Annotated in this window: 15 protein-coding genes; 4 read left to right on the forward strand and 11 right to left on the reverse strand. The window is 56.2% G+C overall.

Annotated elements, in window-relative coordinates:
- Positions 1–3: 3 nt before the first annotated feature.
- The 4 genes from ctaD to B9Z48_RS11190 all read right to left on the reverse strand — a co-directional run bounded on the left by ctaD (position 4) and on the right by B9Z48_RS11190 (position 4388).
- Positions 4–1620 (reverse strand): cytochrome c oxidase subunit I, encoded by a 1617-nt coding sequence (gene ctaD / locus B9Z48_RS11175; RefSeq protein WP_108378413.1) that lies wholly within the window; start codon positions 1618–1620, stop codon positions 4–6.
- A 32-nt stretch (positions 1621–1652) separates the two neighbouring features.
- Entirely contained in the window at positions 1653–2825 is a 1173-nt protein-coding gene (gene coxB / locus B9Z48_RS11180) for a cytochrome c oxidase subunit II (protein WP_089957409.1), read from the reverse strand.
- 77 nt (positions 2826–2902) lie between these two features.
- Entirely contained in the window at positions 2903–3379 is a 477-nt protein-coding gene (locus B9Z48_RS11185) for a DUF2244 domain-containing protein (RefSeq protein WP_089957410.1), read from the reverse strand.
- Positions 3380–3473: 94 nt separating this feature from the next.
- Positions 3474–4388, reverse strand: coding sequence for a biotin synthase (locus tag B9Z48_RS11190; RefSeq protein WP_089957550.1), 915 nt, complete (start codon positions 4386–4388; stop codon positions 3474–3476).
- Positions 4389–4708: 320 nt separating this feature from the next.
- Between B9Z48_RS11190 and B9Z48_RS11195 the strand changes: the two genes are divergently transcribed.
- Together B9Z48_RS11195 and trmL are read left to right on the forward strand one after the other, a co-directional pair.
- Positions 4709–5221: a ComF family protein gene (locus tag B9Z48_RS11195; protein WP_368664970.1), complete on the forward strand. Its 513-nt coding sequence runs from the start codon at positions 4709–4711 to the stop codon at positions 5219–5221.
- A 19-nt stretch (positions 5222–5240) separates the two neighbouring features.
- Complete coding sequence (gene trmL, locus B9Z48_RS11200) at positions 5241–5714, forward strand: tRNA (uridine(34)/cytosine(34)/5-carboxymethylaminomethyluridine(34)-2'-O)-methyltransferase TrmL (protein ID WP_089957416.1); 474 nt, start codon at positions 5241–5243, stop codon at positions 5712–5714.
- Positions 5715–5733: 19 nt separating this feature from the next.
- Here the strand turns inward: trmL and B9Z48_RS11205 are convergent, their stop codons facing one another.
- Both B9Z48_RS11205 and B9Z48_RS11210 read right to left on the reverse strand, forming a co-directional pair.
- Entirely contained in the window at positions 5734–6189 is a 456-nt protein-coding gene (locus tag B9Z48_RS11205) for a MaoC family dehydratase (protein WP_089957421.1), read from the reverse strand.
- An 80-nt stretch (positions 6190–6269) separates the two neighbouring features.
- A complete protein-coding gene (locus B9Z48_RS11210; RefSeq protein ID WP_089957424.1) occupies positions 6270–6881 on the reverse strand; it encodes a hypothetical protein in 612 nt (203 codons plus the stop codon).
- 908 nt (positions 6882–7789) lie between these two features.
- On the opposite strand from B9Z48_RS11210, the gene uppS reads away from it, so the two are divergent.
- Entirely contained in the window at positions 7790–8509 is a 720-nt protein-coding gene (uppS, locus tag B9Z48_RS11220) for a polyprenyl diphosphate synthase (protein ID WP_089957553.1), read from the forward strand.
- A 143-nt stretch (positions 8510–8652) separates the two neighbouring features.
- On the opposite strand, the gene B9Z48_RS11225 is transcribed toward uppS, so the two are convergent.
- The gene (locus B9Z48_RS11225) at positions 8653–8952 is read right to left on the reverse strand and encodes an H-NS histone family protein (RefSeq protein ID WP_089957430.1); all 300 of its coding nucleotides are present in this window, start codon (positions 8950–8952) and stop codon (positions 8653–8655) included.
- A 252-nt stretch (positions 8953–9204) separates the two neighbouring features.
- On the opposite strand from B9Z48_RS11225, the gene B9Z48_RS11230 reads away from it, so the two are divergent.
- Positions 9205–10032, forward strand: a complete 828-nt coding sequence (locus tag B9Z48_RS11230; RefSeq protein WP_089957432.1) for a symmetrical bis(5'-nucleosyl)-tetraphosphatase — start codon at positions 9205–9207, stop codon at positions 10030–10032.
- A 41-nt stretch (positions 10033–10073) separates the two neighbouring features.
- On the opposite strand, the gene B9Z48_RS11235 is transcribed toward B9Z48_RS11230, so the two are convergent.
- The 4 genes from B9Z48_RS11235 to B9Z48_RS21550 form a co-directional block, all read right to left on the reverse strand.
- Positions 10074–10712, reverse strand: a complete 639-nt coding sequence (locus B9Z48_RS11235) for a Smr/MutS family protein (RefSeq protein ID WP_089957557.1) — start codon at positions 10710–10712, stop codon at positions 10074–10076.
- Positions 10713–10807: 95 nt separating this feature from the next.
- Positions 10808–11212 carry a group II truncated hemoglobin gene (locus B9Z48_RS11240; RefSeq protein WP_089957435.1) on the reverse strand — a complete coding sequence of 135 codons (405 nt, stop codon included), beginning with the start codon at positions 11210–11212 and terminating at the stop codon, positions 10808–10810.
- A 45-nt stretch (positions 11213–11257) separates the two neighbouring features.
- Positions 11258–13786, reverse strand: coding sequence for an ABC transporter permease (locus B9Z48_RS11245; protein WP_089957438.1), 2529 nt, complete (start codon positions 13784–13786; stop codon positions 11258–11260).
- Positions 13787–15109: 1323 nt separating this feature from the next.
- A partial coding sequence (locus tag B9Z48_RS21550) for a hypothetical protein (protein WP_199233500.1) occupies positions 15110–15377 on the reverse strand: 268 nt, incomplete at its 5' end.

Below are 15377 nucleotides of genomic sequence, written 5' to 3' on the forward strand. Positions count from 1 at the left end.
TCATCAACCAATCACACGGGTTGCAGTGGCGTCCAACTTGGGTGGGTTTTCAAAGGTGTGAAATGGTGCGGGCGATGGCACTTCCCATTCCAGGCCTTCGGCGGCTTCCCAAGGCTTTTGTGGGGCCTTTTCGCCCTTGCCCATCATGCCGGGCAGCACAACAAACACGAAGAAATACACCTGAGCAAAACCGAAGAAGAAGGCACCCACCGAGGCGATCATGTTGAAGTCGGTGAACTGCATGGGGTAGTCAGCGTAACGACGTGGCATACCGGCCAGACCCAAAAAGTGCATCGGGAAGAAGGTCACGTTGAACGAGATCAGGGACCACCAGAAGTGGATTTTGCCGCGTGTCTCGCTGTACATCACACCAGTCCACTTGGGAGCCCAGTAGTAAAAGCCTGCAAACAAAGCAAACAAGGAGCCTGCCACCAACACATAGTGGAAGTGAGCCACCACGTAATAAGTGTCTTGCAACTGGATGTCGATAGGAGCCATCGCCAGGATCAGACCGGTGAAACCACCCATGGTGAACACAAAGATGAAGCCCACAGAGAACAACATCGGGGTTTCAAACGTCATGGAGCCACGCCACATGGTCGCGATCCAGTTGAAAATTTTCACAGCGGTCGGCACGGCGATCAACATCGTGGCGTACATGAAGAACAGCTGACCAGTCACAGGCATACCGGTCGTGAACATGTGGTGAGCCCACACGATGAACGACAAAATAGCGATGGACGAAGTGGCGTACACCATAGAGGCGTAACCGAACAGTTTCTTGCGGGCAAAAGCGGGCACGATCTGGCTGATGATGCCGAAGGCCGGCAAGATCATGATGTACACCTCAGGGTGACCAAAGAACCAGAAAATGTGCTGGTACATGACTGGGTCACCACCACCAGCGGGGTTGAAGAAGCTGGTGCCGAAATGGCGGTCTGTCAATGTCATGGTGATCGCACCAGCCAACACGGGCATCACAGCAATCAACAAGTAAGCGGTGATCAACCATGTCCAAGCGAACATGGGCATCTTCATCAAGGTCATGCCAGGAGCGCGCATGTTCAAGATGGTCACGATGATGTTGATCGAACCCATGATGGACGAGGCACCCAGGATGTGCATGGCAAAAATACCAGCGTCCATGGACGGGCCCATTTGCAGTGTCAAAGGTGCGTACAAGGTCCAACCCGCAGCTGGTGCGCCACCGGGCATGAAAAACGAACCGACCAACATGGCGCCAGCAGGGATCATCAGCCAGAAGCTGAAGTTGTTCATGCGGGCAAAGGCCATGTCAGAGGCACCAATTTGCAATGGCAGCATCCAGTTCGCAAAGCCCACAAAGGCCGGCATGATCGCGCCAAACACCATGATGATGCCGTGCATGGTCGTGAACTGGTTGAACAACTCAGGATTCACGATTTGCAGGCCAGGCTGGAACAGCTCGGCACGGATGCCCAGCGCCAGCACGCCACCAATCATGAGCATGGCAAAACTGAACAACAGGTACAAAGTACCAATGTCTTTGTGGTTGGTGGCATACACCCAACGACGCCAGCCCGCAGGCGCGTGACCGTGGTCGTCATGGGCGTGATCGTGATGGTCTAGAACGGCACTCATCTTGATTTCCTTTGATTTGAATACGGTACGGCTTATTTGCGAGCGGCCAAAACTTCAGCCGGTTGCACGATTTGCCCGGTCTTGTTTGACCAGTTGTTTTTAGTGTATGTAATCACAGCAGCGATTTCGGTGTCCGACAACTGTTTCCATGCGGGCATGGCGCCATTGTTCTGACCGTTCAACATCACTGCGATTTGCTTGGATTTGTCAGCGTCAAGCACGACCGCAGAACCGTCGATCGCCTTGATCGCGCCTGCACCTTTACCGTTGGCTTGATGGCAAGCCGCACAATTGGCAGCATAGACTTTTTCACCACGCTTGGACAAATCATCCAAGGCCCAGACCTTGGCAGGATCATCTGCTTTGGCGGCTTGTTTTTTCTTCTCAGTATCCACCCAAGCGGCGTAGTCAGCAGCAGACAAAACCTTCACATGAATGGGCATGTAAGCGTGCTCTTTGCCGCACAGTTCTTGGCACTGACCATAAAAATCGCCAGTTTTTTCAGCACGGAACCAGGTGTCCCGTACAAAACCAGGAATGGCGTCTTGCTTGATACCGAATGCGGGGACTGCAAACGCGTGAATCACGTCGTTGGCAGTGGTGATCACACGCACTTTTTGTCCCACAGGAACCACCAGAGGATTGTCTACTTTGAGCAGGTAATCGTCGCCTTCGGGCTTACCAGCATCGGACATGGCTCGCTGCGACGAATCCAGTGTGGAGATGTAACTCAGGCCCTCGCCCTCGCCTTTGATGTAGTCGTAACCCCACTTCCACTGGTAGCCAGTGGCTTTGATGGTCAGATCAGCGTTGGTGGTGTCCTTTTGAGCCACCAGCACTTTTGTTGCGGGCAGCGCCATCAAAATCACAATCAGGAAAGGCACAGCAGTCCAGATCACTTCCACCGTGATGGATTCTGTGAAGGTAGCGGGCTTGTGGCCAACAGACTTGCGGTGCTTCCAAATGGAATAAAACATCACCGCAAAGACAGCAATGAAGATCACTGTGCAAATGATCAACATGAACCAATGCAGCCAATGCTGCTCTTCGGCAATTTTGGTTGCTGCAGGGGCAAAGTTGAGCTGATTGACAGCTGGGCCGCCCGGCAGATCGTTGACCGCATAAGCCGCAGTGGCTGCCCACGCGCCTGCAAAAATGCCCGCGCGGGATAGCAGCGAAGCCAATTGGTTGGAAATATTCTTCATGGTTCTCACTAACTTCCAAGACACTGTTGAACTCACACCTCTGACAAACCGGGTTTTATCCCATTTGCCGCGAAGCATCACGCAGAGCGCAATGCCTTTCTGATTTCTCGCGCCAAAACCTGACGCAACTCGGGCCGTACAAAACGCCCCACCTCGATGGATCGACCTTGGCCCGACAACTCGATCAAGCTGTGGTCACCGGATTTGGGTTCTACCCTTACCCATTGACGCTCAAATTCTGCCCGCTCAAGACGGCCAGCAGATTCACACTCGACCACCAATTGGCCACCTTGGATCAAAATTTTTTCACCATCAGTGGCGTGCCGTGCATAGATCAAAAAAGCCACGCCGACCACCGCAATCTCAAAACCCGCAAACGCTAAAACCAGCGTTGCACCCAAATACCAAAAAAACAAACCAATTCCGAGAGAAAAGACACACAAAGACAAGTAAAACCAACCGAGCTGGGCCGGTGTTACCGAGCAATTGCGCCGAAGCTGCCAATGAATGGCATGTCCCGTCTCTTGAGCAAACTGATACGTTGGATTTGACACGCGTCAACTTTCAATAAACTAACACGCTGAAAGGCTGAAAATGCCTCTGAAACGGGCGGATTTTACCCGAGAACAAAGGGTGTTTTGATTCAACTCAAACTTTGTCCGGTATCCGTGGCCTGTTGCGCAGCATTTGCTGCATCTGCTCAAGGTCGATGACCGCGTGCGAATGGACGGGAATGCGGGGCGATGGCTTGAGGGCATGCCCGTACACAATTTCAAATGTCAGCGTCAAGCGGCCGCCTTCCTCAGGACGTGCCAGCATCATCAACGCTTGATTCAGTTGATCCCGCCAGCGCCGTCCCCTCAAACCTTGAAACCGCTGAACATTCAGATTTCGCCCCCAACTGCGCAATTCGGCCAGCATGCGCTGCGGGCTTTCATAGCTCAAAGTCATGCGCTCCATGTCCATCACCGGCTCAGCAAAACCCGCCTCCACCAGCATGTCCCCCCAATCGTGCATATCGGTGAACTCATGGGCAGGTTCTGGCCACCCATGCTGGGCGTAAACATGTCGCAACTCACGCAAAGTATCCGGGCCCAAACAAGAAAACATCAAAAAACCATCCACAGCCAAAGCTCTGTGCCATGCTTTCAGCAGGTTTTGTGGCTGTGCTGAAGTGTGCAATTGCATGTTGGCCCACAACATGTTCGCCTGGCCGTCTGGCGGCAAGCCGTGCTTCAGGCGGGGTCCAAACCATCGTTTAGCGTGCCACCATTTGCCTTGCAGGACTTGTTGGGCCACCCAACTTTGCTGGGGCTGCTCGCTGCTGACCCAAGCTTGCGCTTTGGGGTAGCGCCTTTGCAAAGCCTCATGCGACTGCAACCCGCCCTGCAAAGGCCCCCAATGGACCCATTGCGTCGGCTGAAGCTTGATGAACGCCAATCTCTCTTGCATGCGAGAGGCCACCTCTTCGTGCAACCAAGGCGACAAAAGCGCCGCAGAGTGCGCAGACCATCGGGCAGCGGCAATGGGGTCCAACGAGGGGGGGCATTCAGGTGCAGACATGGCCATGACAAGGTAAATAAAAGACCTCAAGCACAGAACAACAATGTCCACTTGTGATCAGGGGCTCGGGGAAGTATATTGATTTCATGAGGTTCATACGGTATCCACATGTCCGTGCAATGGTTGAAAGGTTCAAACCAAGTCGCCTATGGCAGGCCCTGCCCAGTTGTTGTGCCATCTGTCATCGCTGGCCCCAAGCGTCTTTGTGCGAGATGTGCATCAGCCGCTTTGCGCAGCCTCGGCACCGCTGCCTCAGCTGTGCCTTGCCATTGGTTCACCCTCATCCTCTTTGTCAGCTCTGTCTGCGCAACCCACCGCCCTTGACGCTTTGTCTCGCCGCCACCAGCTACGAATGGCCTTGGGTGGATCTGATTTCTCGCTTCAAATTTCAGCACCAAGCAGGCTGGGACCGGCCTTTGGCCACCCTGATGCTCAGTGCGCCTGGTGCCGATGACGCATTGGACGCAGCCCACTGGATTTTGCCCATCCCCCTCTCAAAGCAACGTTTGGCCGAACGCGGCTACAACCAAGCTTGGCTTTTGGCACGTCAGCTTGACGCCGGTAAAGCCGATGCCCACTTGCTGCTGCGCACGCGCGACACGCTTTCGCAGCGGACCTTACCCCGGACAGAACGATTGGCCAACTTGGTGGGTGCGTTTGCGGTTGATCCCCTGCGAGCCTCTGTGCTGCGCAACAAAAACGTTGTCTTGATCGACGATGTCATGACCACAGGCGCCTCACTCAATACCGCAGCACGGGTGCTACTTCAAGCGGGTGCAGCCCAAGTCAGCGCCTTGGTCTTGGCACGAACCGAGGCAGCCGTTGAGTCTTGATACAGGCACAATAGCTGCCATGTTTCATATTGTCTTGGTTGAGCCCGAAATCCCCCCAAACACCGGCAATGTCATCCGCTTGGCAGCCAACACCGGCTGCACACTGCATCTGATCGAACCCCTGGGGTTTTCGATGGACGACAAACACATGCGCCGAGCAGGTCTTGATTACCACGAGTACGCCGAATTGCGCCGCCATGCCGACTGGACCTCTTTTTTGCGCAAGGAACAGCCTGCGGTCGAACGCATGTTTGCTCTGACCACGCGCGGCAGCCGTGCCGCGCATGGGGTCAATTTTGCGCCAGGTGACTGGCTGGTCTTTGGCTCGGAAACACGAGGTCTCGCTCCCGAGCTTCGCGAGCAATTTTCACCCCATCAACGAATCAAGTTGCCCATGCTGACGGGGCAACGTAGCTTGAACTTGTCCAATGCCGTGGCTGTGACCGTCTTTGAAGCCTGGCGGCAAAACGGTTTTGGTGGGGCCAGTGCATGACCCGGCTGAGAAGGCCTGGTCAGGCGTAAATGCGAACCAAGGACTCGGCAGCGCAAACCGGCTTGTCGATGCCCTCACGCTCTACGGTCACATTCCATTGCAATTGCAAGCCATTGCCTTCAATGGGTGTGGCTGAATGCAAATGCAAATGGGCCCGCAAGCGACTGCCGACCGGCACAGGGGCCATGAAGCGGACCTTGTTCAGCCCGTAGTTCACGCCCATGCGTGCCGAAGACACCACGATGGTCTTGTCGAAAAACTGAGACAACAAGGACAGGGTCAAAAAACCATGTGCAATGGGTGCCCCAAACGGTCCCTGTTTGGCCCGTTCGACATCCACATGGATCCATTGATGATCACCCGTGGCCTGAGCGAACTGATTGACTTGCTCTTGAGTGATCTCCACCCATTCAGTCGCCGCCACATCTTGACCCACACAATCGGCCAATTCGGCCAAAGTCTCAAATTTTTTCATGTCGATGACTTTAGGTAAATCAAGGCAACAAGGGTGTCGGGCAAGTGACAAGGCCTTGGCTCTGCTTCAGACATTTGAAGTCAAGAATGGCCATCCCAAGCTTCTTGCCGCATCTTCAAAAGCTCGCCTCTGAGGCGAGCCAACTCGGCGCGGTAATTTTCAGCGTCACCGTAATCGGAAAATCCATGGTAGTGAGCATGCGCCTGCATTCTGCGGCGAGCGTGTTTGATGGGGCACCAGTATTTTTCGGTCAAACCAACGACTTCCCGGCAATAGGCGATCAGTCCATTGCCATAAGAACAGTAGGCGCAATTGATCTTTTCGAGCCAATTCAAATAAGCCAAATGATTTCGGTCATAGACAAAATATGCCGATCTCTTGACACGGGGAATCCCACACAAGGGAAAGCAAATCCACTGATAGACCGTGACAAAGACATCCATCAGCAGCATCGGTAACAACACGGGGTAAATGAATGGCACGCACAAGACATGACGCCACTCTGCGGTCAATACATAGGCAAACAAGCCCTCTTTGAAGCGCTTTTGCTGAGCCAATACTTCCTCTTCAAAGCGCACTTTGTGCTCTTCAAAGTCCGCCTTCCACTGTTGACGTCGACTTTTTGCCTCTTGTTCAATGGCCGCTTCCAGTTGTTGAATACGGTCCAAAAATTCTTGGATTTGTGAGTTCATGGATACTCCTTGAACGACATTGAAGGGCCATCATTTTTTGTCTCGGTGCCCTAAAGGGGTTGCATCAGTGGCCTTTGTGGGTCAAATGTGCAACCAGGGTATGGCACTGCGTTCACCATACCACCAGTCGCTGCACAGGCCTTGTCTTGACAAACAATCACTGGCTGTCGCAAGACTGGCTTGTGGATCCTCCTCCTGGGGTACATGGCCCCATTGATCCAACACCTGAATTTCACTGTTCACAATATCGCGGTGAAAAAAGCAGGCATTGCTTGCAGGAATCAGTTGACCCCGCCCTCCCCACAAAATCAAGGTTGATTGACGGATTTTGGGGATCTCCTGCGCACGGGTGCCATGGCTAACTTGCAGCATGCGTTGCGGCAAAGCGGCACGCTTGCCCTTGCGCAAAACCAATTCAAAAAAGCGATCCATGAGCTCTTCGCTCACTCGGCCTGACTCACCCTACACACTTCGCACACTGCTCAACACCACTCGGCGCGGCGATGCTTCAAACGCAAACGTTCAGCCCAACCTTGCCATGTGTGCAAACTGTCGGATGTGCCCTGCAGCATGAGCAAAGGCATGGGATCATTAACAGGCCCCTCAGCCCTGATGTGCAGCTGCATACCTTAGAACTCAACAAATTCCGATGGCGGCTTTGCCCATCGCTCTGACTACTTTTGGACAGACCGATCCGGCGTCAACAAAAAGAGTCCCCAGCCAGTGGCCAAAAGAAGAATGAAAGAAAACCCAAAAAATTTCAACTTTTTAGTTTTCATATTCCAAGACTCCGCTTCAAAATTAGCCACAGGCACAGACAGGCGGCACAATGATGCTCCAAAGCGCAGTCCGTTGGATTTGCCGATGCTACTAAAATCCAATATCAATCCCCACCATTGAACGAGCCCTTGTCCCTCCAAAAAACCAACACACTGCCGCAGCACATTGCCATCATCATGGATGGCAACAGACGCTGGGCCAAAAAACGTTTCATGCCTGCCGCATTGGGCCACGCTGCAGGCGCCAAACGCGTGCGAGACATCGTTAAAGCATGCGCAGAAATCGGCATTCCTCAACTGAGCTTGTTTGCTTTCAGCACCGAAAACTGGAAACGACCAGAAGATGAAGTCAGCAGTCTCATGAATTTATTCATGACCTACTTGAAAAATGAAATCAACAACATGAACACCAATGGTGTGCGCCTGAAAGTGCTTGGAGATACCGACAGGTTTTCGACACCCTTGCAGGAACTGATTGCCATGGCTCAAGAAAAGACTGCAGGCAACACAGCAATAACCTTGAATGTTTGCGCCAACTATGGGGGCCGATGGGACATGATCCAAGCGGTTAAAGCTTGGCGTTTGGCAAATCCAGAAGCATCAATGGACCTTTTGACCGAAGAGGCCTTGTCTCGATTTCTGTCCACTGAAAATGCCCCCGAAGTCGATCTGTTGATTCGCACCGGTGGAGAATCCCGGATCAGCAACTTCATGCTTTGGCAAGCAGCTTATGCCGAAATGTTTTTCAGTGAGGCGCTTTGGCCAGACTTTACAACCGATCAACTGGACAAGGCCATTGAGTGGTTCAAAACCCGGGATCGGCGTTTTGGATCTTCAGCACCACTATAAAGAAACGGGCTCATTCTTTTGAATGAGCCCGCTGGCTTGCATCTGATGCAGCCACGATCAAAATGGCTGCGTTTGATTCGAACAAAATTAATAATTCTGTCAATTATGGCTTGGTTTAAAAAACCCAAACCACCTCGATCAATTCAAGCAATGACGTAGGGCGTACGGTCTTTGCCTTCAATCCACTTGGGGGCTTTGCCGCGACCTGTCCAAGTTTGACCTGTTGCGGGATCGCGGTATTTGGCGGCCACTTTGCTGGTGGACTTGACCGCTTGTGATTTGGTGGTACGGCCAGGAAACACGTCCTGTGCCGTCAATTCATACTCACTGACCAGTTCACGGATTTTGGTAACGGCGCTAGAAATCTCATTTTGGCGAGCTTGGGCAATGGCTTGCTCGAGGGCTTCACGTTGTTGCAATAACTCTTTGTATGATTGGGTCATGATGGTTTCTCAGTGAAATAATCTGCGAATATACAGCAAAAATTGAGCTTTTTAAAACAAGGTCGGGATCGTTTTTTGATTACGCTATAAATGTCACAACCTTAATCTTTTACTTCTTGAAATCTCCTCCAATTTCCAATGTCATGGTTTTACACGGCGTGTCTGTTCGAGCTCCGTGGGGTCACCATGTTTTACAAAATGGCTTCATGACAACCAAGACTTCATTCCTCTTTTTTCAAGCAAAGGCACGCCATGGCTGTTTACTGGGCAGGTGACATTCAAGGCTGCAATGCGCCTTTAGGCCGTTTGTTAGAAGAAGTGGATTTTTCACCAAGCCGTGACCAATTGATTGTTTTGGGCGATTTGGTCAACAGGGGGCCAGACTCAGCTGGCGTTTTGCGGCGTTTGATGGCCTTGCAAGGCAGTGTCCAGTGTGTGTTGGGCAACCATGATTTGCATGCCTTGGCTGTGGCATTTGGCTTCAGTCGAACCAAGCGACTCGATACGCTGGATGAGTTGATGAACTCACCCGACCGGGATGTTTTGATCCACTGGCTCCGCCAACAACAGCTGGCACTGTGGTCACACGAGGTGCTGTCGGTTCATGCCGGAGTTTTGCCGGACTGGACCTTGGCGCAAACATTGTCTTTGGCAGACGAGGTGCAGTCCGTGTTGCGCGGACCCGATTTGACTTATTTTTTGGCCCATATGTACGGCAACGAGCCCAACACATGGTCCGAGGATCTGACAGGACTGGCTCGCTGGCGCGTGGTGGTGAATGCCTTGACGCGGCTGCGCTTTTGTTCAGCCCAGGGGGCCATGGAATTTGCCACCAAAGACAGTGCAGCAAAGGCTCCTGAGGGTTTCATGCCCTGGTTTGATGTACCGGGTCGGCGCACCAACGACATCACCATCGCATTTGGTCACTGGTCGACCTTGGGCTGGCAAGAACGCAGCGACATTTGGGCATTGGACACCGGTTGCGTCTGGGGTGGCTGCCTGAGCGCCATGCGACAGGATGAAAACGGCCAGCGCCAACGTGTTCAGGTGACTTGTGAGCAGGCGCAAACACCGCATTGACTGGCGTCAGTTCGGCTGCCCCTTCAGTCTGGGGCTTGCGCTCAACCTGCGGGCTTGAGCAAGACCACCAGCGCCCCGGCTCCGCCTTCGGCCGGTTTGGCCTGAACAAACGCCATGACTTGGTTTTTTTGCACCAGCCAGCTGTGGACTTTCGATTTGAGCACAGGTGTTTTACCGGGAGACCCCAAGCCTTTGCCGTGCACCACACGCAGGCAACGCATGCCCTGGCGGTGCGCCAAGCGAATGAATTCGGACAAGGCCAAACGAGCTTCATCGCTGCGCAAACCATGGAGGTCAATTTCCCGCTGGATGGACCATTCCCCTTTGCGCAGCTTGTGGATCACATCTCGGCCCACGCCTGGGCGGCGAAAGCTCAAGGCGTCATCGGTGTCAAGCAAGGTGCTCGCATCAAATTCGTCGCTCAGACAATCGCGCAACACCGCTTCGTTGTCCAGCTGGCGTTGGTGTGCAATGGGAGCAGGTCCCGGTTTTTCCAAACTCACCATGCTGGGTGTTGGCAGACGCTGAACGCTGCCCACAGCACGTACAAACAGGTTTTTTTCAGCCTCGCGCTGTTGGGTGGCCAAGGCTTGCGCCGCAGCCAAAGCCTGGGCTTGTGCGTGGGCATGGGCCAGCTGTTGGCGCACCTGTTTCAGGTCTTGCAGTGCAGTGATTTTCATGGTCGCTTCTAGCAGGGCGTTTTTGGGCGTGCTCGGCACACCGTGATGGTGAAAGTGGACAAGTGGGGCGGATGGCACAGCAGTTCAAATGGGCGTCAAACGCCCCGGTTGCGCATCCAATCGGCGGTTTTGAAAAAACTGGCCCCCAAGCGCTCACGCAGCACCGGGTCGACGTCCAACTCGCTCATGGCCTGGTCCATGCAAGCGAGCCACTGGTCGCGCTCGAGCACACCAATCGAGAACGGCATGTGCCGCATGCGCAAACGCGGGTGGCCAAAGCGCTCGGTGTAATGCTCGGGCCCGCCCAGCCAGCCACACAAAAACCAAAACAGCTTGTCGCGGGCACCGTCCAAGCTGCTGCCGTGCGCATCGCGCAGTGCCTTGTAGCCGGGCTCCATGTCCATCAGGTCATAAAACCGGTCAGACAGTGCACGCACAGCGGCTTCGCCACCGATCCAATCAAAGGGCGTGTCAAACGGGGGCTTTTCGTCGATGTTCATAGCGGTGGATTGTGACGTGTTGCGAAGGGCCCTGACCCGGAAAGATCACTGCCCGGCTTGCCGCAAAGTCTGCACCACCGGCTGGCGCAACACCCCGGCCAGGCTCAAACTGCCCGCGCCCCAGGCCAACAAGGCCCCGGCAAGGCCTCCAGCCAAAGGGGCCCACAAAGGCGGCTGCCAGGCGAATTCGAAGGCATAACGGGCCAAAGCCCAGCCCACCACCAGGGCCATGGCACTGGCCATGAAGCCCGCCAGCCAGCCAATGCCCAGCAGCTCGGTGCGCTGAACCTGCGCCAGCAGGCTGCGGCCCGCACCCAGCGCCCGCATGATGGCGTATTCGCGCTCACGCGCCTGGCGGCTTGCGCCCACGGCGGCCAGCAACACCATCAGGCCTGCAGCCAAGGTGAAGGCAAACAAGAATTCCACGGCCCGGATCACCTGGTCCATGACCCGCTGCACCTGCGCCAATGTGCTGCGCATGTCCACACTGGTGATGTTGGGGAAAGCGTTGACCATGGCATTTTCAAAACCGGGCACGCCCTCGGGTGAGCGGAAAGCGGCCATGTAGGTCATGGGCAAGTCGGGCATTTTCGAGACTGGAAACAGCATGAAGAAATTCGCCCGCATCGACGCCCAATCCACCTTGCGCAAAGAGGTGACCCGTGCCTCGTGCGGCTGACCGGCAATGTCAAAGCCCAGGCGGTCACCCAATTTCAGACCCAGCGCTTGGGCGATGCCCTCTTCCACACTCACGCCGTCAGCCTCCTCGGGCTGCCAGCGCCCGGCCACCAAGGGGTTGTGGTCCGGTAAAACGGCACTGTGCGAAAGGTTGATTTCACGGTCCAACAAGCGTTTGCCCCGGTCGGCCATCAGGTCATCGGGGCCGATGACACGACCATTGATGGCCACCAACCGCCCCCGGATCATCGGAAACCAATCGGGCGACTGCACGCCCGCCTTTTGGAGGTGCGCCAAAAAGTCCTGGGCTTGCTCAGGTTGCACGTTGATGACAAAGCGGTCGGGGGCATTCACCGGTGTCGCCTGACGCCAGCTCGCGATCAGGTCGGTGCGCAGCAAGACCAGCAAAGCCAGCGCCAGCAAACCCACCGACAAAGCACTGACCTGCACCACCGCAAACACCGGCCGCGCCGCCACCTGCCGCGTGGCCAAGCGCAGCCAGCGCGGGGCCGACTCGTCGGGCACCACCCGGCGCAGCAAAAACAAAGCCGCCGCCGCCAATGCGGCAAACACCAAGAGCGCCACGGCAAAACCACCCACCGTGATGAGACCCAGCGTCAGGTTGCGGCTGACCATGAGCAAGGTCGCGGCAAAGCCCAGCAAACCCATCACCAGCACCAGGCCCGAGCGCACCTGCACGCTGCCCAGGTCGCGACGGATCACGCGCAGCGGTGGCACCTTGGCCAGCTGCAACACGGGCGGCAGGCCAAAAGCCACCAGCAGCGTCAAGCCCATGGCCAGCCCCATCAGCGCGGGCTGCAGCGTGGCACCGGGCAAGTTGGCATCGACCAGACCGGCCAGCAACTGCACAAAACCCAAGTGCACGCCATAACCGGCCAACACCCCCAGCACACTGGCCACCAGGCCAGCACCCAGAAATTCCAAGCCATAACTCAATGTGAGTGTGCGCTGGCTTTGCCCCAAAACTCGCAGCAAAGCACAGGCATCCAACTGCCGCTCAGCAAAGCTTCGGGCCGCCAAGGCCACCGCCACAGCGCACAGCAAGGCGGCCAACAAGGCCACCAGGTTCAAAAATTGGGAGGCGCGATCCAGGGTCTGGCGCATCTCGGGGCGACCGCTGTCCAGCGACTCGACTTTCACGCCGCGCACCTCGGGCTTGTCGACCTCTGCCTTCGCCCAGGGCAAAAACTGGCCCACGGCCGCATCGCTGCCCGCCACGGCCATGCGCCAGCTCACGCGACTGGCCGGCTGCACCAAACCGGTAGAGGCCAAATCGGCCATGTTCATCATCACGCGTGGTGCAAAAGCCATGAAACCCGCGCCCCGGTCGGGCTCTCGCGTGATGGTGGCGCCAATGCGCAAACTGCGCTCACCCAAGCCCAGCATCTGGCCGACTTGCACATTCAAGGCTTCGAGCAAGGCCGCATCGACCCAGACTTCGCCCTCGGGCGGGATGCTGGCCGCGTTTTGACCTGCGATTTCCAGACGGCCGCGCAAGGGATAACCCGGCTCCACCGCTTTGAGGGCCACCAAACGGGTCGCGGGTGGCGCAGCACCGTCCGGCGCGTTCATGGCCCGCGCCATGGTCGGAAAACTCACATTGGTGTTGCTCTGCAAACCGGCATCACGGGCCTTTTGCACAAAGGCATCGGGCGTGCGCTGGTCGCTCACCACCACCGCATCGCCCCCCAACAGCTGACGCGCATCGCGCCACAAGCCCGACTGCATCCGATCAGCCAGAAAACCCACCGCTGTCAAGGCAGCAACCGCCAAGGCCACCGACACCATCAACAGGCGCAACTCTCCCGCCCGCAAATCGCGCCACAACTGGCGAGCACCCAGCTTCAAACCATGCATCCAGGATTGATTGTTCATCCCCTGACCATAACCGAGGGACGAAGGTCTGACAGGGCTGGGGGCTTGGCCACAAGCGAATGGGGCCCACAAAACAAAAAACCCGCAGTCGTGAAACTGCGGGTTTTGTATTTGGTGGGATAGGTTCCAGCGAATGAAGCCCTACAACCCGCATGAATGCTAGGTTTACGTTTTCACAATCTCGATTTGTTCCCCCATTTGTTCCCCCGTTTTGGTTTTGCTACCCCCCCTTTTATGGGCTTCGTCATGGCTTTGGCCACCGCCCCGGCATGACCTCGGAAAATTTGCCGCTGTCTCATTTATGCACCAGGCAGGCGGGCCACTTGCCCGGCCCGCTGGGTCACTTGCACGGGCACCCCCTCCCCCTATGAGTAATGCGGGTACGCGCACAAAGGGAAGCAGCGGTCTAGGACTTCAACGACTCAAACTTTTTACCCCCCCTCCCCCTTGCCCGTGGCCGGTCAAGTCAACCCCCCCATAGCCACCATTGAAGGCACCGCCCCGGCTTGCAACACAGCACCAGGCGAAGGCATCCGGCAGGCAAAAAACAGACCCCCCCCCCTCCATAACTTGCGGGCGTAAAAAAATGGGGAACCGTTCGGTTTCCGGGGTGGTCGCTCAGAGATTTGACCGCCCCCTACCCCTCGGGGCAAAGCCCACACGGGTGGCATCGGTCGGGGCAGGTCAGCACCCAGCCACTGGCGCAAGCCGCCGGGCACCGTACCGCACAGGGAAAGGCCAGCACCTGCAAAACACCGGGCCTGCAAGGTCAGGCGGGCCGCACGGGTGGCATCGGTGGGAGTGGGTCAGCACCGGGAAAAGGGCGGGTGATCGAACCTAAAGCGGGGGAACAAACGGGGTGATTTTGCGTTTTTTGCTTACGCTATCGTTATTTTGTGCGGGGACATGCGGGGACAGCGGGGACACCGCATAAACAGGGGCTTTCGGCTGTCCCCGCAACTTCAAGGCTTGCGGGGACAGCGGGGACAAAATGCCACTTATCCACAGCACAAAACAAGTTATCAACTGATTTTGATTAAATTTTAAGCAAAACGGGCCGTTTGCTGTTCGCTGGCCATCGCTTCATTTTGGATTTGAATTGAAGTGCGTCAACGTGCGGTCATCGAAGTGGTCAACAGGGCGGGCGCTGGGCACTTGAAACCGTAGGCGGGCGCGTTCACTAGGTCAAAAACGGGGGGCTTGACTTATACCTTGCATGGTGCAAAAGCCTTGCACACCGATTCGCAGCGCAAAAGGAAACCCCGCCCGCCCCCTTATCGGCGGGCCACCACTCAGGGGCACACGGCCCCCAATGGCACGGGTTCACAGGTCAGGGGCCGGGCTTGCTTGAACAGGTGGACACAGGGCCGCACAGGGGGCATCGAACAGAGGCAAGGTCAGCACCCAGCCAACACGGGCACCAGCGCCAGCACAGGGCACCGCACCAGGGCAAGGGCAGGCCAGCACCCAGCCACTGGCGAAGGCCACCGGGCCGGGCGGGCCACACGGCAAGGCACGGGCCTGCACTGGCCACCATGCACCGCACCAGGGCAAGGGCTGGGCCTGTGTGGGCAGGCGGGCACCGCACAGG

It is taken from the genome of Limnohabitans sp. WS1, from assembly GCF_003063265.1.
Lineage (GTDB): Bacteria > Pseudomonadota > Gammaproteobacteria > Burkholderiales > Burkholderiaceae_C > Limnohabitans_A.